General features: G+C 59.4%; 16 protein-coding genes. 15 read left to right on the top strand and 1 reads right to left on the bottom strand.

Annotation, left to right across the window (positions count from 1 at the left end; translation table 11 throughout):
- Both JNK74_15295 and JNK74_15300 read left to right on the top strand, forming a co-directional pair.
- Positions 1-125, top strand: a 125-nt coding sequence (locus tag JNK74_15295) for a copper-binding protein (GenBank protein ID MBL7647550.1), incomplete at its 5' end; no start/stop codon positions are given.
- Positions 126-301: 176 nt separating this feature from the next.
- Positions 302-2,707, top strand: a complete 2,406-nt coding sequence (locus JNK74_15300; protein MBL7647551.1) for a hypothetical protein — start codon at positions 302-304, stop codon at positions 2,705-2,707.
- Between the two features lie 43 nt (positions 2,708-2,750).
- Here the strand turns inward: JNK74_15300 and JNK74_15305 are convergent, their stop codons facing one another.
- Positions 2,751-4,286 carry an undecaprenyl/decaprenyl-phosphate alpha-N-acetylglucosaminyl 1-phosphate transferase gene (locus JNK74_15305; GenBank protein MBL7647552.1) on the bottom strand — a complete coding sequence of 512 codons (1,536 nt, stop codon included), beginning with the start codon at positions 4,284-4,286 and terminating at the stop codon, positions 2,751-2,753.
- A 320-nt stretch (positions 4,287-4,606) separates the two neighbouring features.
- On the opposite strand from JNK74_15305, the gene JNK74_15310 reads away from it, so the two are divergent.
- The 13 genes from JNK74_15310 (at position 4,607) to JNK74_15370 (ending at position 20,574) form a co-directional block, all read left to right on the top strand.
- On the top strand, positions 4,607-6,460 hold the full coding sequence (locus JNK74_15310; GenBank protein MBL7647553.1) for a hypothetical protein: 1,854 nt from the start codon (positions 4,607-4,609) through the stop codon (positions 6,458-6,460).
- Positions 6,461-6,681: 221 nt separating this feature from the next.
- On the top strand, positions 6,682-7,401 hold the full coding sequence (locus JNK74_15315) for a hypothetical protein (protein ID MBL7647554.1): 720 nt from the start codon (positions 6,682-6,684) through the stop codon (positions 7,399-7,401).
- Between the two features lie 103 nt (positions 7,402-7,504).
- On the top strand, positions 7,505-8,827 hold the full coding sequence (locus JNK74_15320) for a nucleotide sugar dehydrogenase (protein MBL7647555.1): 1,323 nt from the start codon (positions 7,505-7,507) through the stop codon (positions 8,825-8,827).
- Positions 8,828-8,868: 41 nt separating this feature from the next.
- Positions 8,869-10,101 (top strand): glycosyltransferase family 4 protein, encoded by a 1,233-nt coding sequence (locus tag JNK74_15325; GenBank protein MBL7647556.1) that lies wholly within the window; start codon positions 8,869-8,871, stop codon positions 10,099-10,101.
- Entirely contained in the window at positions 10,098-11,609 is a 1,512-nt protein-coding gene (locus JNK74_15330) for a lipopolysaccharide biosynthesis protein (protein ID MBL7647557.1), read from the top strand. Before JNK74_15325 ends, JNK74_15330 begins: the two co-directional genes overlap by 4 nt.
- Before the next feature lie 79 nt (positions 11,610-11,688).
- Entirely contained in the window at positions 11,689-12,252 is a 564-nt protein-coding gene (locus JNK74_15335) for an acyltransferase (protein ID MBL7647558.1), read from the top strand.
- Positions 12,245-13,498 (top strand): hypothetical protein, encoded by a 1,254-nt coding sequence (locus JNK74_15340; GenBank protein ID MBL7647559.1) that lies wholly within the window; start codon positions 12,245-12,247, stop codon positions 13,496-13,498. Before JNK74_15335 ends, JNK74_15340 begins: the two co-directional genes overlap by 8 nt.
- Positions 13,499-13,603: 105 nt before the next feature.
- On the top strand, positions 13,604-15,046 hold the full coding sequence (locus tag JNK74_15345) for a hypothetical protein (protein ID MBL7647560.1): 1,443 nt from the start codon (positions 13,604-13,606) through the stop codon (positions 15,044-15,046).
- A 22-nt stretch (positions 15,047-15,068) separates the two neighbouring features.
- A complete protein-coding gene (locus JNK74_15350; GenBank protein MBL7647561.1) occupies positions 15,069-16,274 on the top strand; it encodes a glycosyltransferase family 4 protein in 1,206 nt (401 codons plus the stop codon).
- 3 nt (positions 16,275-16,277) lie between these two features.
- Complete coding sequence (locus JNK74_15355) at positions 16,278-17,354, top strand: glycosyltransferase family 4 protein (GenBank protein MBL7647562.1); 1,077 nt, start codon at positions 16,278-16,280, stop codon at positions 17,352-17,354.
- 62 nt (positions 17,355-17,416) lie between these two features.
- On the top strand, positions 17,417-18,655 hold the full coding sequence (locus JNK74_15360) for a glycosyltransferase family 4 protein (protein ID MBL7647563.1): 1,239 nt from the start codon (positions 17,417-17,419) through the stop codon (positions 18,653-18,655).
- A complete protein-coding gene (locus JNK74_15365; protein MBL7647564.1) occupies positions 18,652-19,245 on the top strand; it encodes a GNAT family N-acetyltransferase in 594 nt (197 codons plus the stop codon). The genes JNK74_15360 and JNK74_15365 overlap by 4 nt, the downstream gene beginning before the upstream one ends.
- A 150-nt stretch (positions 19,246-19,395) precedes the next feature.
- Positions 19,396-20,574, top strand: a complete 1,179-nt coding sequence (locus tag JNK74_15370) for a DegT/DnrJ/EryC1/StrS family aminotransferase (GenBank protein MBL7647565.1) — start codon at positions 19,396-19,398, stop codon at positions 20,572-20,574.

Below are 20,574 nucleotides of genomic sequence, written 5' to 3' on the forward strand. Positions count from 1 at the left end.
ATGACAACGGTGGCGACACGAACGGCTCCGATGACACGGGCTCTGATGACAACGGTGGCGACACGAGCGGCTCCGATGACACGGGCTTTGATGACAACGGTGGCGACGACAACAGCAACAACTAAGAAGACAGCTAATCTTCGGTAAGCGCATCGCACTGCGTACCGTAGTCCCGGCGAGCCCTCTTGACCCCTGGAGGGCTCGCGCCTTTTTTGTTGCCCCTTTGTCCGCCATTTGCTTAAATAGAGCGTTGCTGTGTATTCCACGCGTAGTGAGCGCCCCGCGGGCAAAGGGAGTATCCATGTACATTCGATTTTCGTGCCTCCAAGCGATTCTGGTTGTTACCCTCCTCATCGGTGTACCGGCGGCTCGGGCCGCCGAACCCCTTGACCTTTATCATGCCGTTGTCGTCACGCCTCCGGGGCTCACGGTGCCGGAGCGCCATGCCGTCGAGATGCTCGTGGACGAAGTGGCGGCCCGATCGCTGGCCCGTTGGACAGTCCAGGAGGTCTGGCCGGCCGAAGACGTGCCCGTGGTCGCTGTTGGTCCCCAGTCCGTCGCCGCGGAATTCGGCGGTGATTGGGCCACCGGGCTCGGGGTCGCCACACCCGATAAGCCTGAAGGTTTCCGGCTGAAGAGCGTGGAGGGGCGGGGCGCTGCGACCGTATTTGTGCTCGGGAACGATGCCCGCGGCGTGCTGTTTGGTTGCGGTCGACTCCTCCGCGAACTGCGAATGACGCGCGAGGCGGTGGTGCTGGATGGCCCCATTGATTTGGAAACCGCCCCCGCCGTAGCGATGCGGGGTCACCAGATGGGATTTCGGCCCAAGGTGAATTCCTACGATGGCTGGACGGTGCCCATGTGGGAGCAATATTTTCGCGACCTGATTGTTTTCGGTACCAACGCCGTTGAAGTCATGCCGCCCCGCACAGACGATGCGGATGAGAGTCCCCATTTCCCCCTGACCAAGATCGATATGATGGCGGAAGTATCCCAATTGGCAAAGGACTACGGCATCGAGTTCTGGATTTGGTACCCGGCCATGGACGAGGACTACACAAAGCCGGAGACGGTGGATCTCGCCCTCAAGGAATGGGGCGAAGTCTTTGCCCGCCTGCCCTATATCACCACGATTTTTGTTCCGGGGGGCGACCCGGGGCACACACCGCCTTCCGTGCTATTCAGTCTGCTCGAAAAGCAGACGGTCAACCTGAAAAAGTTCCATCCCGACGCGACCATGTGGATGTCACCCCAGAGCTTCGACGCCGAGGGTACGGAAGCGTTTTACGGCCTGATGGAAGCCGGACCGCGGTGGCTCAGTGGTATCGTGTACGGACCCCAGAATTTTCATGATCTTGCCACGCTTCGCCAGCGGGTGCCTGCCGACTATCCCATCCGGCACTACCCGGACATCACCCATAGTATCGCGAGCCAGTATTCGGTGCCCCACTGGGACCCGGTCTACGGGCTTACGGAGAATCGCGAAGTTATCAACCCGCGCCCGACCCAGTTCGCCTCGGTGTTTCGTTTGACGAACGATCTCACCTCGGGATTTATCACCTATTCCGAAGGGTGCAATGATGACGCAAACAAGATCCTGTGGAGTGGGCTGGGGTGGAATCCGGACGAGGACGTGCTCGAAATTTTGCGGGACTATGCGCGTTACTTCATCGGGCCCGAACTGGAAGAGCCCTTTGCTCAGGGCCTGATGTCCCTCGAACGGAACTGGATAGGGCCACTCCTTACAAATTCGAGCGTGGAGACCACCTGGAAGCAGTTTGAGGAAATGCTCCGCGAGGCCAGTCCTCAGGTGAAGTTGAAGTGGCGATTCCAGCAGGCCATCTACCGGGCGAACTACGATGCTTATAACCGGCTGCGGCTGATTCACGAGACCGCACTCGAACGCCAGGCCATGGACGTCCTTCGCCAGGCGGATCGGCTGGGCGCCGAACTTGCCATGGACGAGGCGTCGGCGATCCTCGATCGGGCGCTGACCGAGCCCGTGGCCCAGGATGTGCGCGCGCGCGTGTTTGAGATGGCGGAGGCGCTGTATCAGAGCGTACGCATGCAGCTCAGTGTCCCCCGCTACCAGGCGATTGCCGTGCGGCGCGGCGCGAACCTCGATCTTATCGACTATCCGCTGAACAGCCGGGTATGGCTGAATGCCCGGTTTGATTCCATTCGAGCCATTGAGAGCGAGGGCGGGAAGCGCGATGCCCTTGCCGATATCGTGAATTGGGACAATCCCGGGCCCGGCGGCTACTACGACGACCTCGGCCAGCCGGGCGCCCAGCCCCACCTCGCGCCGGGCGTCGGCTGGGAAGGCGATCCGGAGCGGCGCGCCTCAGCCCACGATGCGATGCAGTCGGCCCCGGATTGGCGGATGAGCTGGGCGACCTATGCGGAAACCCTGCGGGATCACCCCCTGCGTATGGAGTACACGGGCCTGGATCCGTCGGCGGAGTACGTGGTGAAGGCGACCTACACGGGAGACAATCTTAAGGCGCAATTGCGCCTGACGGCCGACGGGACCCACACGATCCATGACTACATGGCCAAGCCCATGCCGATCGCGCCCGTACAGTTCGATGTGCCGGTGGCGGCCACGGCGGATGGCGCGCTCGTACTGGAGTGGAACCTTACCCCGGGTGCGGGTGGCGCGGGCCGGGGCTGTCAGGTGGCGGAGGTGTGGCTGATGCGGAAATAACTTCGACCGAAGAGATAAGCGCAACGAAGGTTCTTCGTTGCGCTTATTCCGACTCCGCCAGAATATGCTCGGTATCGGGCACCTTTCTGGGGGCCGGTCTGACCGCCCGATCAAGCATGAGCTGGTCGAAGATACCAGCCAGGCACGCATTCACATCCTGGCGGCGATTCTCGTCGGGCGTGTGCTCGTAGGAGAAGAAGATGAATATGTTCTGGTCGTCGGACGATTTGACGCGGAGGCGTTCAGGGGCCGGTTCACCGTCGGCATGGGCCGCGTCCGTCGAAGACATGATTACGGCGCCGCTGTCCAACTGAAGCTCGAGATGGGCAAGCCCGAGTTCGTGCCGGCACAAAGTTAACAACACCTCAATTTTGGCCGCTCGCCCGCTGCTGTTGAGGCAAAGGTTGGCATAGTGCGCGAGCGCGTGGTAGGCGCGATTGCGCTTGCGGCGCTCGATGATGCGGCGGAAGGTGGTGGGCCGGAGGTAGCCCGCGAGCCAGGCGATGGAGACGAGTGTGCTCCCGAAGAGGACGTAGGGCGTGAACGCCCAGGGGGAATTTTCGGGGACAACGGCGGCGAGGACGGCGGCGGTGGCGAGGAGCACGGCGACGCCATAGAGGGTAAGCACGACTCGCGGCTGGGAGTAGCCCTTGCTTAAGAGGCGGTGGTGGGTGTGGTGGTTATCGCCCATGAAGACGGGCACGCCCCGGAGGTAGCGGCGCACGATGGAGATGAGGGTTTCAAAGATCGGGAAGCTGAGGGCCAGCATGGGTGTGAAGAGGATAACGGCGGCTTCGTATTTCTGGGACCCGACGAGGGACATGGCCGCGAGCATGTAGCCGAGGAACATGCTGCCGGTGTCGCCCAGAAAGATGCGCGCCGGGGGGAAATTATAGAACAAGAAGCCGAGGAGACCGCCGGCCATGGCCGCTCCAGCGAAGGTTACGAAGGCGTTTTGCTGGATCAGGCCCAGAACAACGAGGGCGGAAACGCCGACGAACGCAATGCCGGAGGCGAGTCCGTCCACGCCATCGATGAGATTGAAGGCGTTAATCAGTCCCACGACCCAGAACACGGTGAAGACGGAGCCGACGAAAACGCCGAGATCGATGGTGCCGACGAAGGGAAGACCCAGGGTGGTGATGCTGAATCCGCCGAGACAGAGAAAGGTCGCCACGGCAATCTGGCCGAGGAGCTTGTAGCGCGCCTTCATCCCCTTGGTGTCGTCCACGATGCCCAGAACGATGATGCCCATGCCGCCCAGGGCCAACATGAGGAAATCGGAGCGGCTTTGGGAAAAGGACATGAACAGGCCCCAGTGATCGGGGAAACGATCCTGAACCACGGGCCAATAGCGGAGAATCAGGCTTCCGGACAGCGACGAGCCGAATCCGAGGCCGATGAGGGGTATGGCAATGCCGAGCCCGCCGAGGAGGGGCATCTGGCCCTGAAAAACCTTGCGGTAGCCCCCGCGATCAACGGCTCCGATCCACTGGGCGAAGCGCATGACGCCGGGTACCAGCATCACGGTACTGATCAAACACCCCGCAAAAAGCGCGCCGATGATCTGTGTCAACATTGTAGAACTCAAGAATATTGCCCTTCTTGCACAGATGAACGTCACCCGGCGGCACTTCGCCATGCCACGAAGAGTATAAACGGCGGGTGCTTAAGGGTTCAATCGGATGGTCGGCTTGGAAGTGGCGCGACGGAACGTGATAGAATTTCGCGGTTTCCACTATCCGTATTGGCCTCAAGGCTTTGCCCCGCCCACCAGGCGGATGCTGTGGCCGTCAACGGGGGCTACGAACCAGCATCCACCACCGGGATTCGACCGCATCATTGGCTCCGGCCCATGCGGGCCAATATTTTGTCCAGCGGGAGGAGCGGGAAAGAAGCATGAAAGATAAGCACCATACCGAGGTGAGCACCGACGAACTCGACTTGCTGGAACTGCTTCGCGAAGTCTATCGCCGCAAGTGGATTATTATCGCGGTGGCCGTGCTGGCCGGGAGCCTTTCGGCCCTGATCGGCTATACTCAGCCGGATGTATACGAGGCATCGGCCGCGCTGATGATCCGCGAGCCTGAATCGGCCATCGATCAAGACCTGTCGGAAGAGGGGGCGCGGGAAGACACCCCCATACTCTCCGTGGAAACCCTTCAATTGCTCACCGACTCCACGTCGACCATGCGCGAGTTGTTCGACGCCCTCTGGGACCAGAAGAAGCTGCAAAAGTGGCAGGGCGGCACCCCTGATCGGGACATCGTGTTTCGCGGGTTTCAAAATTCCCTGTTTACGGAGGTTAAGCGCCAGCAGACCCGCCGAAGCGGCACTTCCGTGGAACTGCTTCCCATTCTCGTGCTTCGCGCACGGGCCGAGAATCCCAACGACGCCCAGGTCATTGCCAACGAGTGGGCAAAGATTGTGGAAGCGAAGAGCAAGCAGTTGTACACCCAGGGTGTCACGGCCGTAGACGATTTCATCGGAGACATGTATAAGCAGAGCAACGAAACGCTGGCCCGCTTGGAAGATGAGCTGGCGAAGAAGACGCTCGAGGCGAACGTGGCCCTGAAAACTGCGCAGCGGGAAACGCTCGCCCTCAAGATTTCCGAAATGGAGGGGGTTGTGCTGGACCTCGATATCGAGATCGCCGTGAACGCGATTGAGATACGGGAAGGGCGCCGTCGCATCCTCGAACAGGAGCATGCCGGGGAGTGGATCGGCACGGTGGCGGAGTCTTCTTCCATCCAGAACCAGCCCTATCCCTTTCCAACGGACAATCTCTCCGATCGCGCCAAGCGGGTGCTGGCGCTCGTTAGCCAGAAGGTGGCGCAGACGACCGCGCTAAGGGACTACCGGCTGGAGCAGAATCTTCTCGGCAAGGAGGCGAAACTGGCCCATTACCAGCTTGATATCGTGCGAATACTTGCCGATAAGGCCAAGGCGGAAGACGATTTGCCTTCGGTGCAGGATTCCCTGGCGGCGCTGCAGAAGGAACTTGAAGGGTTGCCGGAGACTATGGTGCTCGATAAGGCGATCACCGACGATGCCCTCTGGGATGCGGCGGTCAACAATCCCGACTCTGAGATTAGCTCCCTGGGATCGCTGAAGTCTGAAATGGTCAATCCGGTCTACATGTCCACCCGTGAACTGGCGATTTCCACCGCGTCCAAAATCGAAACGATTCGGAGCAGCGTGTCGCAGTTGACAAGAACGGCCGAAAATGTCACCGCTCAGATCGAGGCGCTGGACGCCGAAATTGGGGCGATAAAGCAGGAAGTCACCCGCCGGGAAAATGCCCTGAAGGATACGGATACCAATCTGACATTGCTTCGCGAGGACTATCTCGCGGAAATAAAGCGAGTGGAAGAATTTGAGGCCGACAATCTGCGCAAAGTGGAAGAAAAGAAAACTCGCGAGGAACGGTTGGCGGCCTTTGAGGCGGATGCCACCACTTTGGAGTCCGAGTTGGCGCTGGCAAAGCTCGACTTGGATGCGCTGTCCCGCGAAGTTGAGAAGACCAAAAATGTTCGCACCGCTATCGCCGCGAAAGCCGAAACCGCCGCGCTGCTTCAGGTCACGGCCGAGAACGCCTCCCGCACTGGAACGACTATCCTTTACGAAGCAGAGGCCGACCTAAACAGTCTGGCCATGGGCGGAAGCAAAATCGTGCTCGGGACCACGTTGATGGCCGTGGTGTTGGCTTGTGTGGCCGTGGCGGGAATTGCGGTATTGCGCCCCAAGTCTTGAACAGGCTAGTTGCCTCCTGATTATTTCTCGGGCGCTGCGGTCCCCGAATTGTCCGCGTGGGCGCGGATCATGTATGCTTGCGGGCAGACTTCACGCGGCGCAGGCGTCCCTTTTGACCCAGCGAGCTTTTTGATACAGTTCGCAGCAATCACAGGATCTACATCATGATATCGAAGCATTTTTTTCCCTTCCGCAGCCTGATTTTATGCCCCGGTGCCCTCATGTGCGCTGCCATCGTTCTTGCGGGATGTGGTGCCAAGACGGGCGAGCCCACCCCGGCTACCCCGGAGGTCAAAACATCGGCCTCCGTCGCCGAAAAGCCCGCTGCGGATTTCTCCGCGACGCTGGCAAAAGTTGCCGCCTCAGAGGACATGTTTTCGTGGTATGCCGTACGCCAGGAGTATCTTGCCGGCACCGAGCGAAGCCCCGAAGTGGATGGCGCGCTTTCCGCGAAAGAGACCGAGCTGTTGGCCAAGGTTCCGGTCCGCCCGATCAACGACGCTCTTGATCTGGTGGCCTTCAACTGGAAACTCGACGGTACCGCATCGGCGGAGGGCCAAAAGGAGAACTTTTCCTTCAAATGGCTCTTCAAGAAGAAGCAGGCTATTCAGTTTCCTGCGGGAGAAGACGTGCAGTTGATACTGCGCGGCTGGCCGGACAAGGCGCACCAACACTACTTGGAGGGGGTGGGCCAGGCCGACAACAAGTACTTCGAGCTCAGCTATGGACTGAAACCCAAGCTTGCCGAGTGGAACGTTGGGGATTACCAGTTAGTGGAGCAGAAAACTTACACCAAGCTGCCGAATGTTCCCTACCGAGTGCACACCTTTTTTTCCCAGCTGAAGAAGAATGACGAAGGGAAGTGGGGCTACGTGGGCCCCTTCGGGCAGCGCCCCGACTTGGGTTGGTTTGCCGATCTGGGCGCCACTCCGGCGCCATAAGCAGATATAACGTTCGATAAGACAGATAATCGCTAATTCCCCGGTGGTTGAGCACAACGTCCACCATGGTATGCGTCCCGAACCCGCAAGGAATGATTGACTGATGTACCAGGAACTCCTGAGCAAGATAAACGACCAGACCGCGCGCATAGGGGTGATTGGTCTTGGCTATGTGGGGCTTCCCCTGATCCGCGCCTTTATCCGGGCGGAGTTCAACGTCATTGGCTACGACGTGGACCAGAGCAAAGTGGACGCCCTGCAGGCTGGGAAAAGTTATATCAATCATATCCCTTCCGAGTGGCTTCAGGAATGGTCGAAGTCAGGCAAGTTCACGGCGACATCCGATATGTCTCGACTGGGCGAGGCGGATGTGCTCGTCATTTGCGTGCCCACGCCACTGGGGAAGAGCCGGGAGCCCGACCTGTCGTACGTGGAGTCGACAACGACCTCCATTGCCCGGACCTTACGCGCGGGCCAACTCGTGATCCTCGAAAGCACGACCTATCCCGGCACCACCCGGGACGTCATGCTGCCGATTCTGGCAGCATGCGGGTTGAAGGTGGGCCAGGATTTCTTCCTTGCGTACAGTCCAGAGCGCGAGGATCCAGGCAATCCCGATTTCCGCGCAGATGGCATTCCCAAGCTAGTGGGCGGTCTGGACGATGCTTCGGCCGATTTGGCGGTGGCGTTGTACAGTCAGGCGATTGTGAAGATCATCCGCGTGTCTTCCTGTGAGGTCGCGGAGGCGGCAAAGATTGTGGAGAATACCTACCGCGCCGTAAACATCGCCATGGTAAATGAGCTCAAGGTCGTGTTTAACCGCCTCGGCATCGATGTGTGGGAAGTTATTGATGCGGCGAAGACGAAGCCCTTCGGATTTCAGGCCTTCTATCCCGGGCCGGGCCTGGGCGGTCACTGTATTCCAATCGATCCGTTCTATCTCACTTGGATAGCCCGGCGGGCGGGTCTCACCACGCGCTTCATCGAACTGGCTGGTGAAATCAACACGAGTATGCCGAACTACGTGGTGAACCGCCTTGCCGATGCGCTTAACGATTGCGGCAAGCCGATCCGCGGCAGCAAGATTTGCGTACTCGGTGCGGCCTACAAAAAAGACGTGGATGATGCGCGAGAAAGCCCATCTTTCGATTTGATGAATCGTCTGATCCGAAAGGGTGCGTCGGTCACGTACAACGACCCACACATCCCGGTACTTCAAGCGACCCGTCACTGGCCTAATTTACCTGGAATGGTAAGCCAGGAGTTGACGCCGGAGTTTCTGGCCTCACAGGACTGCATGCTGATCGTCACCGATCACAGCTTCTACGACTTCCGGTTCATTCTGGAACATTCCCAGCTTGTCGTCGATACGCGCAACGCGCTAAGAACAATACCCGATCCCCAGGGTAAAGTGCGCAAGGCCTGATGGTCCCCTGTGCCCCGCGCCGGTACCTTGAACGGAGACTCATGAGAATCTTGCTTGCAAACACTGCGGCGTATCCGGTGATCGGTGGCGTGGAAAACTCGCTCCGATTTATCGGTCGTGAGTTGTTGCAGGCGGGACACGAGGTCCGGATCTTTTGCCTCCAGATGGCCCCGTCGGAGCCATTGCGGATGGAGTACGAGGGAATCGTTATTGTACGTCAGCCCTACCAGCCTTCACGCTGGCCCCATGCCCGGCTTCGTGGCACAGTCGCCGCCGCACGTGAAGGAAGCCGCCCTATAATAGACGACTTCAAACCGGACGCCGTCTGGTCGCGATCGGCACCGATGGGCCAAGGAATACGCGATGGTGGATACCGAGGTCCTCTCCTCCAGATTTTCCCAACCAATTCTAGAATGAATTGCCGGGGGCAGTACCTGCAGACGCGCGGTCTGCCGTGGAAACGGCGCCTTCTGTTGATGGCGTTGTGGCCTTTGGCCTATTTTCCGTCCGCGCGCCTTGAGCGCTCCCTTGCACGGCAGAGCACGGCCGTGGCATTCAGCGAGAACATGCGAAAGCAACTGGTTGGCGGATTTCCCCGCGGGGCACGGAAATGCCATGTTGTCGCACCGGGAGTCGACTCGGAACTGTACTCGCCCGAGCATGGCGCCCGTTACTACCCGAGGCTGGCACGAGATTTTCAACTCTTCCCAGGCGACCCGACTGTACTCTACGTGGGGCGACTTTCGATCTCGAAGCATATACCCATGTTGGTAGATGCGATGACTCTGTTGAAGGTTCCCGCCCGACTTGTGTTGGTGGGCGCGGGACCTGACGAGGCAAACTTGCGTGCCTATGCGGAGCGCAAGGGTCTTTCGAGCCGCGTGTTGTTTGCAGGTTCGCAGGGGGAGATGCTTCCCGGCTTCTATGCGATCAGCCGTGTTTCAGTATTGCCCACAACAACGGAATCTTTTGGCCAGGTCTATCTGGAGTCTCTTGCATGCGGTACGCCCGCTGTGGGATTCGCGGGCGATGGCGACCGGGTGCTCACCGCGACCAGCGAGATACTTCGGGACGGGGAAACCGGTGGCGTGGCCACCCGAGTATCGGCGGCTGCGCTCGCAGAAAAAATCGACGCGATCCTGGCGCTGGACGATGTCACCTACGAAACCATGTCCGTGCGCGCACGCGCGGTTGCACGGGCCGACTATTCCTGGCGGAGTTTCGTAGATCGTGCACTTGCGATCTCCGTATCACCCGATGGAATCTTAATGTGAGCACACCCATGCATGCCCGCGAGACATCCCGGCCGGACATCAAGCGCATTGCCACGCGGGGGGCCCTCTGGGTCACTTTAACCTCGGCAGCGGCTCTTCCCTTGGGATACTATCGGAGTTGGATTTTAGGTCGATTTGGCGATGACGGTACGGTCGTGGGTAACTACGCCATCATACTGCTCTTCATCCAAATTGTGGTCACTTTTGTGTTGTTTGGCGGACCAAGCGTCGTCACAAACTTTCTTCCCAAGATCGAGCGCAAGCAAGACAAATTCGCGTTTATACTCGCCTATGGGCTGATTTCAATTACGCTTTCAGGCGTCTTCATCGCGACAATCAACACGTTTCCAACCCTCGTTACGGCACTAATCCAGAAACCGGTCGATGAGGCGACGCTGCGCCTGCTTTCTCTCATAGCCCCCGTGGTTGTTCTGGCTCAGATGGCCATATACTCTCTGGCGGGCTTGATGGAATTCCGTATGTCCTCTTTGCTCGGTCAAGTTCAACTTTTTGCTATCTGCCTCTTTTCCACCCTGGCCTCGCTATTCTTTTCACAGGGTATGGTAGCCCACTCAATTCCTATGCTGGCGGCTGTGGCGGGCGCGGCAAACTTATTCGTTTTCGCTGCTGGCGGCTGGTACCTGCTCCGGCAATTGCCACGATCTGGCCTGCGCTGTTTTCTGCCACCCAACTTCTGGCGCTTCTCATCCTTTGTCCATTGTAATTCCATTGCCACCTTCGCTTACCAAAGTATCGATCAACTGCTGATACTCGGGGCGCTTGGCACCTCCGAACTTGGGACCTATTTTATCCTGCTCCAGTGCGCGCAACTCATCACGTTTGTTCCGCAGCGTATCGGACAGGTTATGCTGGCATCGTTTTCTCACATGGTGGGAGGCGGAGATAGTGACGAGCTCTGTCGCGCCTACAGTAAGCTGTGCCGTGCAATCCTGGTCATGAGCACGCCGATTACCCTTTTTCTCATACTTTTCAGCTACCCCATAGCGTCGATGTTCGGGGGCTGGTGCGGAGAGCGTCACCTCTACCTACTTGCCCTCGCCACCGCGATCCATGCGGGCGCGCTGGGCAGTGTCAACAGTATGTTAATCATGGCCAAAGAGCGGACAGGCCTGTTTTTGGCCAATAGTCTTTTGCTTATCGGTGTTCAGCTTGCCGTGACGTTGTGGCTCTTGAGCCGCTGGGGGGCTTATGCCGTGATCGCGGGGAAAGCTGCGGCTATTGTATCGGGGCAGACAGGCCTCTTCTCTATTGTCCGTTGGCGACTTGATACCGTACGGCTATCGCCGCCCGCGGAATTCTGGGTCGGAATGGCGGTGGTGTTCGCCTGCGCGCTTTTGGCGACGATGAGGGCTCCCCTCCCGTTGCCGTTGGCCGCTCTGGTCTTTCTGCTTTCCAGTTTTACATTTCTGGCCACCATCGGGTTTCGGCCATCCGAAATCAGGGCGATTCTGCGGAAGCGCAAAAGCCCCGCTGGACGGGCGGTATGAGATTATGTGGCGCTGACGGGGAAAGACGGTTCACGTAACTGGAAAAAGGCACGGCGCGCGTGCCGTGGATTGTTGATTTATGACACTTCTTCGGACTCCAAAATCAATTTACGGCGCCCTTCGGGCAATTGTATCCGCAATGCCGATGCGACTGCTCGAACTATTGGGACAGCTTTTTCCCGAGAACGCCTGGGGCTGCCGCATCCGGGGTACTTTTTATAGACCATTCTTGAAGTCATGTGGCCGGAACTTTCAAGTGGGACTTATGGCCAAATTGGAGCATCCCTCAGGCATTGAGGTGGGCCACGACGTATATATCGGACATGGATCGTGGATCAGCGGCCTTCGTGGCGGCGTACACCTCCATGATGAAGTGATGCTCGGGCCCTTTGTACGCATGGTTTCATCGAACCACACCTTCTCTGATGGTAGCGCGCGATTTGCCCCTGGCGAGGGTGGAGCGATATCAATCGGCAGGGGTACATGGATTGCCGGCGGAGCGACCGTGGTTGCCGGGGTTACCGTGGGCCCGTCTTGTCTGCTGGCGGCGGGATGCGTAGTGACCCGGGATGTGGCGGAGGGAAATTGTGTGGGCGGCATTCCTGCCAAGATCATTGGCATGACTGGCGAGGAGCATGCTTGAAATGATCGGTAGTGTCAAGAGAATGGCGCGGCTTCTGGTGCTGAACACTGCGTTGCGTCCACCGCGTGTGCGCCACTGTAGCCAGACCATCTACGAGGTGCTGCTCGGTTGCTGTCGCATGTGGGAATCTACCGGAGATCAGCGCTGGAAAGAGCGCGCGGATCGGGTGCTCCAACTGCTTCTGGCGATCCAGCAGCCCGATGGCGGCTTTGATATCGGATACGACTTCAATTTCGGGCGTTTACATAAGCGCGGTGACTCTACTTCGCCCGAGCTGGTGGGCCTGGTGGCTCTGTGCGAATACGGACGGCTTTTTGGGACAGCTCTGGTGGCCGGTGCTGCGAAACGGGCGGCGGAATGGATCCGTACGCATGCGCAGTTGCAGGGTGCCGACGAGGTCGCGATACCGTATAGCCCGTATACCATTAACGAGACCATGGTTTACAACGGAACATCTTTTGCCTGCGGCGCACTTGGTGTATATCTGGGCGTGTTCGATGGGGACGACGAACTCATCGGCATCTATCGCGGCATGCTACGGTATCTCGATCGCGTCATGAGCCGTGCCGAGGATATGCCCGGGCGCTTCTGGTACTACTGCGATCAATCGCGAAACGACTGGGACGAGCACCGGAGAGTCAAGATCGACTACTATCACCAGATGCAACAGGTTGAGATGCATTCACTGGCGCAGCAGTTGACCCCGGACTTGGTTCAGGAGCGAATCATCCGTGACGCTGCGGATCATGTGGCGGCGCTGCATGAACGCCATCCAATTATTCCGTATACAAACGATCCGCGCTACTTCAAGGATCAGGTCCACTTGTGGGGGCTTTCCTCGGTTATACCAGGAATGTTGGAGGCCGGCGTTGTGTTGCGCGAGTTTCGTCCGGGATACGAGAGGGTGGCGAAGGAAGTGTTCGAGTGGATTCGTGCGAATGCCTGGAACGGATTTTCGTTTGAAGCCGTTCTAAACAAAGACGGTTCGCGAGTGGAGCCCCGATATTACATGGTGCGCTCGGACGCTTGGGTATTTAACGCCTGCGCATCCGCCGCAAAGCATCTGGGGGCCGGGGCGTGGAATGATATGGCGGAGAAGTGTTTTGCCACAATGGAGGCGGCGAACTTTTCCGGCATGGAGAGTCACGCTTCATGTTTCCGCCGCCGGGTCTTTGCTGGAATCTTGGTGGGGCTGAAGCGTGCCGTCGACCGAAAGCCAGCACCAGATTCCAATCTGAAGCAATGAAGTTAGCGTGAATCGCCAAGGGAACCAATGGCAGCAGAAGTGATGGAGAAAAGCGTGCAGACCTCTGAAGGGGGCTCTGCCGAACCTTTGGAACCGGGATCTGGCGTGCCGATTCGGCGACAGTCCAGCTCGGCGGTGATTCCGATTTCCGCCATGCTCGCGCTGACTGGCGGCGTCCTGCAGGGCTACGCCAATGGAACAACCCACGCGGTTATCGCGTCCATGATCTTCCTGGTGCTGGGCTACCTCGCCGTCCGGCTGATCTTTCCCCACGGAAAGGCCGAGCATCGGGCGTATCTGCTGACCTACGGCATCGGCGTCTTTGTGGGGGGACTGGCGCAATGCTATTCCACGGCGGCATTTGGAGAGGTCCAGAGCTTCGTCGACGCGAATACGTTCTTCAGCGTCCTGTTTGATAGACCGCCCTACTACACGTGGGACGATCTTGAGAATCTCTGGCTAGACGGAAAACCCGCGGGCGGAGGGGCACCCCTGGCGGTGTTGCTATGGCAGTGGGGTTACCACATACGCTTGCTTATGGGACTGGATTTTGGCATCTATTTCGGCGTCATGATGAATGCCGTAGTAATGGGGGGGGCGGCGGCCATCACGGTACGGACAGCTCGGGAGCTTTTCGGCGACGACGCCTGGCGGCTGCGGCGCGTGGGGACGCTTTTTGCCCTTTGCGGCTTGTTTATACTGTTTGGCGCGATCCTTATTCGGGATTGTTTCACAACGTTCGTCAATTCGTTGGTGCTGTGGGGCATCGTACGCTGGCTGGTGAATCCGACCTCTTCCAGTGCGATGCGGGCGGGCCTGCTTACGGCGGTGTCTGCGGCGGCGATGATGTATCTTCGCTCCCGGACCGTTGTCATGTTCGGGGTTTTCTGGATGCTGGGTGCCGCGTGCTGGTTTCTAAAGCAACGTTTCGATTTCAGGCGCGGTCTGGCACTGGTGTCCGCGGTCCTTGTGTTGCTGTACGGGTCCACGTATATCCTGAGCTATTTCCAGGTGTCTATCGAGTTGCAGAGCAAGCATATGGATCAATACGTGGGCGTCATGGAAAGAGACGCTCAGGAGGATTCGCTGGGCATGCGCCTGGTCGTGAATCAGCCCCTTCCCGTCCGGCTGATCGCGGGCACGGGCTATCTCATGATTTTTCCGGTTCCGCTATGGGCGGGCATCAAGAGCGGGAGCGGCGAGTACCACCTGATCAAGGCCTACCACGCCTTCTACCAACTTTTTACGCTCCCGCTGGTCCTGGCGGGCTTTATCGCGGTCTATAGAAAGTGGGCCCGGGGCGGGGCACATTCCATGGCGATGGTTTTTCTGACGCTGTATCTGGCTGTCAACGTGCTGGCCGTGGTGGCCACATCGTTGGAGCAGCGCCATGTTGCGCAGTTCATGCCTGCATTTATGATTCTGGCGGCCGTTCCGGACACCCGGATACGCGCGGAGTGGAACAGAGTGTGCGGAATAGCCTTTGGGTGGTACGTACTTCTGGTGGTGATCCACCTGGCCTGGGCAATCGCGGTTTTTGGCCGTTAACTATATTGGGAGTCCTCATTGGATGAAGGTGCTTGTATTGACGACGCAGTTCCACCAGCTCAACGGCGCGGAGCGGCTGGGCGTAGAACTCGCGGAGGCGTTGAACGCCGAAGCGGGATGGAAGGCGGAACTGGGAACCCTATACCGCAACGACCAACCGGGAGCGCCAGAGGCCGAAGCCGGGCTCAGCGTCCGGGGCATTCAGGATTTTTACTATCTGGGCCTCAATGTTCGTCCCGGTCCCTGGGCGCTTATCCTGGCGGTGATCCGGCTCCGGTCTCACTTGCGCCGCAGAGCATTTGATATCGTGGAGACGTCTCAAATCACGCCGACAATCCTGGCGAGCTGGGCGTCCTGGGGCCTCAAGACCGCGCATGTCGCGGGCATCCATGACGTATTCAGCCGCGAGCGCTATGATACCCGGAAGCACAAGTTCTGGCGCTTTTCGATTCGCGGAAAACGTTGCGCGCGTTTCTACGCCATTTCAAGCTATGTGGCCCGGCATTGGATCGCCTATTCGAATACGCCCCCGGAAAAGACGACCTTGGTGCCAAACGCCATACCGGACGACTGCTTTGAGGCCCTGCCTGATCGGGAGGGCGTCCGGCGGGAATTGGGGATGCCGCCGAATGCGAGAATTGCCTTGTTCGTCGGGCGCATGCTGAAGCGCAAGGGAATTGACACCGTACTGGAAGGGGTTGGTCCCTTGCTTGAAGAGGAGAATTTGCACTTGGCCTATGTCGGCGAGTGGGGATATGCGCCCGAGCATTTTTTTAGTGGAGAAGCGATGCTTCAGCAATCAATGCTGGATGAAATTAAGGCGCGGGGCTGGGGAGCGCGGGTTCACTTTCTCGGTCGCCGGGGAGATGTGCCGCGCCTGATGGCTTCCAGCGACGTGCTGGTCCACCCGGCGCGCATAGAAGGATTTGGTTTGGTGCTGGCGGAAGCCATGGCCGCCGGCCTGCCGGTGGTGGCCAGCCACGTGGAGGGAATCCCCGAGGTACTGGAGGGAACCGATTCCATCCTGGTGCCTCCGGACGACGCGGCCGCTGTTCGAGATGGGGTGCTGGCTACGCTCACCCGGACGCCCGAGGCGGCCCAACGGGCCATCGCCAAGGGCCGCGAGCGGGCGGAGGGATTCCGGCTTCACAACCGACTTCGAGCGTTGAAGCTGCTCTTCGAGTCCGCCGCCGATGCCGACGGCAAGCCAGCCGGAACCAAGGAATAAAACATGGAAGTGAAAACGGCTCCGGCACGCATACTCATTGTTGGTCCTATGCCGCCACCACCGTCGGGCACCACCACGCTGCTGGAATATTTAGTGGATATCCTCCAATCGGATCCTTCAGTCGAGCTTCATGTCGTTAACACCCTTGGTGTTCGGGGCAAGGGACTCCGCGGCGCCATGCGATTCTTGAGAATGATTCGAAGCATCCACGGGTTCGCACGGCGAAGCGATATCGTCACGCTTCATTGCAGTACCACGGGACTGCATGTGATGGGGCCAGCGATGTACCTGATCGCCCGTATGACAGGCAAGCCGCTTATTGTCCGGAAGTTTGCCGGGGATGATGTTCAGACGACCTTGCGGGGTGCAGGCCGCTGGCTTGCGGAGTACGTACTGCGGCACACGGACTTGTACCTCGCGGAATCAAAGCTGCTGGTGGATGCGGCGCGCGCGCGGGGAATTTCCCGGGTGGAGTGGTATCCCAACAGCCGCCCGATTCCCGCCGCGGCGGAGGAGCCCGATCCCGATGAGGGTAGTTGCAGCCGATACGTGTACATAGGCAGAGTCAATGAGAGCAAAGGCATGCAGGTGCTGGCGGAGGCGTCTTCCCGCCTGCCCGAGGGCATCAGCATCGATGTATACGGGCCCTGGGCCGACGACTTTCCGCGGAATGTTTTTGATGGATGTCCGAAGATAAAATACCATGGCGCGTTGCAGCCGGAAGAGATCGTCCCGACTTTCCGCATGTATGACGCGAGTTTGCTACCGACCCACTACCGGGGCGAAGGCTATCCCGGCGCCATCCTGGAATCATTTCTGGCGGGGCTGCCCGTTATCGTGACGCGCTGGCGCGCGATTCCGGAAATTGTTGATGAGAACGTGGGCCTGTTTGTGGAGCCGAAGGACGCTGCAGGACTGGCGGACGCCATGATTCGCCTGCACGACGACCCCGCGCATTTTCGCCGTTTGCGCTCCAACACGCGGGCCCAGGCGGAGTATTTTGCTGCGGATCGCTGGGCGGGCTATTTTCTTGATCGATGCCGGGCGCTTGCCGTGGGCAGCGAAAGTCGGCTGCGCTAACGGCGGTTTCCAACAGGCCCACCGGTCCGGCAGGCGGCCCGGGAAATGGAAAAGTGGATACCATGAAGATCGTATATTTGCATCAGTACTTCAACACGCCGGAAATGAGCGGCGGCACGCGTTCCTACGAAATGGCCCGGCGGCTTGTTGCCCGCGGCCACGAGGTTCATCTGATCACATCGCGCCGAGAGGGCTCCACTTCAGCCGGAGGCTGGGAGGTGACGGATGAATCAGGAATAACGGTGCATTGGCTATTCGTGCCCTATTCCAATGCGACGCCCTATGCCGAGAGAATCGTGGCTTTTTTTCGATTCGCGGCGGCCTCCGCGCGGCGCGCCGCCTCGGTGGGCGGCGACGTTATCTTTGCGAGCAGCACGCCGCTCACCATAGCGTTGCCGGGAGCCTACGCGGCCTGGCGCGGCAAGATTCCCATGGTATTCGAAGTGCGGGATCTATGGCCGGAACTGCCCATTGCCGCCGGTGCAATCAAGAGCAGGCCCGCCATCTTTCTGGCGCGATGCCTCGAACGCTTTGCCTACCGCAACTCCGCCGCCATTGTCGCCCTTTCTCCCGGCATGAAGGAGGGCGTGGTGCGCGCGGGATACCCCGCTGAGAAGGTGGAAGTTATTCCCAATAGCGCGGATCTGGAACTGTTCCGCGTGCCTCCCTCGGAAGGCGAGGCTTTTCGCAGTCGGCATGATTGGCTGGGAGATCGTCCGCTGGTGGTCTATGTCGGCACCATGGGTCGTGTAAACGGCGTGGATTATCTGGCCAGGATAGCGGCGGCGGCGAAAGGATTGAACCCGGAGGTGCGATTTCTGGTGGTGGGTGATGGCGCGGAGAGCGAGCGCGTTGCGTCGGTTGCCCGTGATCTCGGGGTGCTCGGCGATAATTTTCACATGGTTCCGCCGCTCCACAAACGTGAGATTCCCGCCGTCCTCTCCGCTGCAAATCTGGCGACCTCCCTCGTGGTGCCCCTGCCGGAGATGCGTTGGAATTCCGCAAACAAATATTTCGATGCGTTGGCGTCGGGTACGCCGATCAGCATTAATCATTCCGGCTGGCTGGCTGATTTGATCCGTGAACATGGTGTGGGTCTGGTTGTGGACGAGGACGACCCGGCGTCTGCGGCGCAGGGTATTGTGACGGCGGTGAGTGACCAGAAGTGGCTTGAGAAAGCGAGCCTCGCGGCGGGAAAGCTGGCGGAGGAAAAGTTCTCCCGTGACCGGCTGGCCGAGGCTCTGGAGCGGGTGCTTCGGATTGCGGTTGATGGCGATGGGCCCGAAGGCTCGGAGCGATGATCGAACCAGGGGAACGAGCAGACGCCGGGGCGGTGGCCCGTCTGCATTTTGCGCATATTGACCAAGGCTTTCTGCGAAGCCTGGGTGTTGATTTCCTGATTGTTCTGTACGAGTACATCTCGGAACACGAATTGCTGTTTGTCGCGCGGGAACAGGGCGAAGTAAAGGGCTTCATATCGGCAAGTACCGGCACTTCCTCTATGATGAAGCGATTTGTGATCAAGAAGTTCCTGCGCGTGACGCCGACGCTGGCCAAGTTGCTCTTTTCCCCTAACCTCATCCCCAAGGTGCTGGAGACCCTCTTTTCGCCAGGCAAGACCGAAGCCAGCGTGAGCAGCCTTGGTCGAGTGCCGGAGCTCTTGTCGATTGTAATCGCGCCTGAGTTCCGCGGAAGCCCAATCTCGCAGGAGTTGCTGGCGGCGCTGGAGGCCACCCTTCGCGCTTTGGGGCACACGCAGTACAAGGTGGTGGCGGGCGCCTCGCTGGCGGCGGCCAACGCCTACTATCGGAAGCATGGCTTCGTGTTGGCGGGCACGGTGACTATTCACCGGGGGGAGACGTCGAAGGTTTACCTGAAAACCCTGTCCTGAATTACGTTATGTGGGGTGTCCGGCGCGCTGATTCACGGGTTCGGGCGCTTTTTCGCTATACTACGGGGCCGCGCGCGGTTTTTCGTGTTGCCATCGAGCCCTTTCCGCGTCGTAAGACATCGCGGTGCCTGTAGACTGGAGAATGAAGTTATGAGTCTGACGTATACCGATTGGCCGAGTTTTTCCGAGGAGGAGATTGAGGCGGTCGGCGGCGTGCTTCGATCGGGCAAGGTCAACTACTGGACCGGCACGGAGACGCGCGAGTTTGAGAAAGAGTTCGCCGCGTTTGCGGGCAGTAAGCATGCGGTGGCGCTGGCCAACGGCACGCTTGCGCTGGAGCTCGCGCTGCGGGTTTTGGGTGTGAAAGCGGGCGACGAGGTTGTCGTGACGCCCCGCACGTTCATTGCCTCGGCGAGTGCCGCCGTGATTCAGGGCATGATCCCCGTCTTTGCGGATGTGGATCGCGATAGCGGGAATATCACCGCCGAGTCTATCGCGCAGGTGCTAACGCCGCGCACCAAGGCCATCGTGCTGGTGCATATTGCGGGCTGGCCCTGCGACATGGACCCGATCCTCGCGCTGGCGTGCGAGCGCGGTATCAAGGTGATTGAAGATTGCGCGCAATGCCATGGCGCGATGTACAAGGGCCGTCCCTGCGGGTCGCTGGGGGATATCGCGGCGTGGTCCTTCTGCCAGGACAAGATTATGACGACGGGCGGCGAAGGCGGCATGATCACGTTAAATGACGACGCGATGTGGGAGGAGGCGTGGACCTACAAGGACCACGGCAAGAGCTACGACGCGATCTATCGCCGGCCCGCGCCCGAGGGCTACCGCTGGCTTCACGAAGATTTTGGAACGAACTGGCGGCTCACGGAAATGCAGTCGGTGCTGGGCCGGATCCAGTTGAAGCGAATGCCCGAGTGGAAGGCGTTGCGCGCGCGCAATGCGGGGATCCTCGCGCAGCGATTCGGTGCGAACCCGTTCCTTCGCGTGCCGCTGCCAGGCGCGGATTTTGATCACGCGTACTACAAATTTCACGTCTTCATTCGGCCCGAGCAGCTCAAGTCGGGCTGGACCCGCGACCGCATCCTCTCCGAGTGCGACGCGCGGGGCATACCCTGCCGCAATGGCGTTTGTGGGGAGATTTACATGGAAAAGGCTTTTGAGAAGGCCGGTCTCCGCCCCAAGGAACGCCTACCGGTGGCGCGGGAACTGGGCGAGACCTCGCTCATGTTCATGGTCCACCCCACCCTCTCTGAAGCACACATGCACGATATGGCGGATCGCATGTCGGCGGTATTCGCCGAAGCGACGGCGGGAGTCTGA

The sequence above is a fragment of the Candidatus Hydrogenedentota bacterium genome, from assembly GCA_016791475.1.
Classification (GTDB): Bacteria; Hydrogenedentota; Hydrogenedentia; order Hydrogenedentales; family JAEUWI01; genus JAEUWI01.

Coding starts and splice junctions, on each gene's coding strand:
- JNK74_15325 (MBL7647556.1), top strand. CDS start 8,869: ATGAGAATCTTGCTTGCAAACACTGCGGCGTATCCGGTGATCGGTGGC.
- JNK74_15360 (MBL7647563.1), top strand. CDS start 17,417: ATGAAGATCGTATATTTGCATCAGTACTTCAACACGCCGGAAATGAGC.
- JNK74_15335 (MBL7647558.1), top strand. CDS start 11,689: ATGACACTTCTTCGGACTCCAAAATCAATTTACGGCGCCCTTCGGGCA.
- JNK74_15355 (MBL7647562.1), top strand. CDS start 16,278: ATGGAAGTGAAAACGGCTCCGGCACGCATACTCATTGTTGGTCCTATG.
- JNK74_15320 (MBL7647555.1), top strand. CDS start 7,505: ATGTACCAGGAACTCCTGAGCAAGATAAACGACCAGACCGCGCGCATA.
- JNK74_15350 (MBL7647561.1), top strand. CDS start 15,069: ATGAAGGTGCTTGTATTGACGACGCAGTTCCACCAGCTCAACGGCGCG.
- JNK74_15305 (MBL7647552.1), bottom strand. CDS start 4,286: ATGTTGACACAGATCATCGGCGCGCTTTTTGCGGGGTGTTTGATCAGT.
- JNK74_15300 (MBL7647551.1), top strand. CDS start 302: ATGTACATTCGATTTTCGTGCCTCCAAGCGATTCTGGTTGTTACCCTC.
- JNK74_15340 (MBL7647559.1), top strand. CDS start 12,245: ATGCTTGAAATGATCGGTAGTGTCAAGAGAATGGCGCGGCTTCTGGTG.
- JNK74_15310 (MBL7647553.1), top strand. CDS start 4,607: ATGAAAGATAAGCACCATACCGAGGTGAGCACCGACGAACTCGACTTG.
- JNK74_15315 (MBL7647554.1), top strand. CDS start 6,682: ATGTGCGCTGCCATCGTTCTTGCGGGATGTGGTGCCAAGACGGGCGAG.
- JNK74_15370 (MBL7647565.1), top strand. CDS start 19,396: ATGAGTCTGACGTATACCGATTGGCCGAGTTTTTCCGAGGAGGAGATT.
- JNK74_15365 (MBL7647564.1), top strand. CDS start 18,652: ATGATCGAACCAGGGGAACGAGCAGACGCCGGGGCGGTGGCCCGTCTG.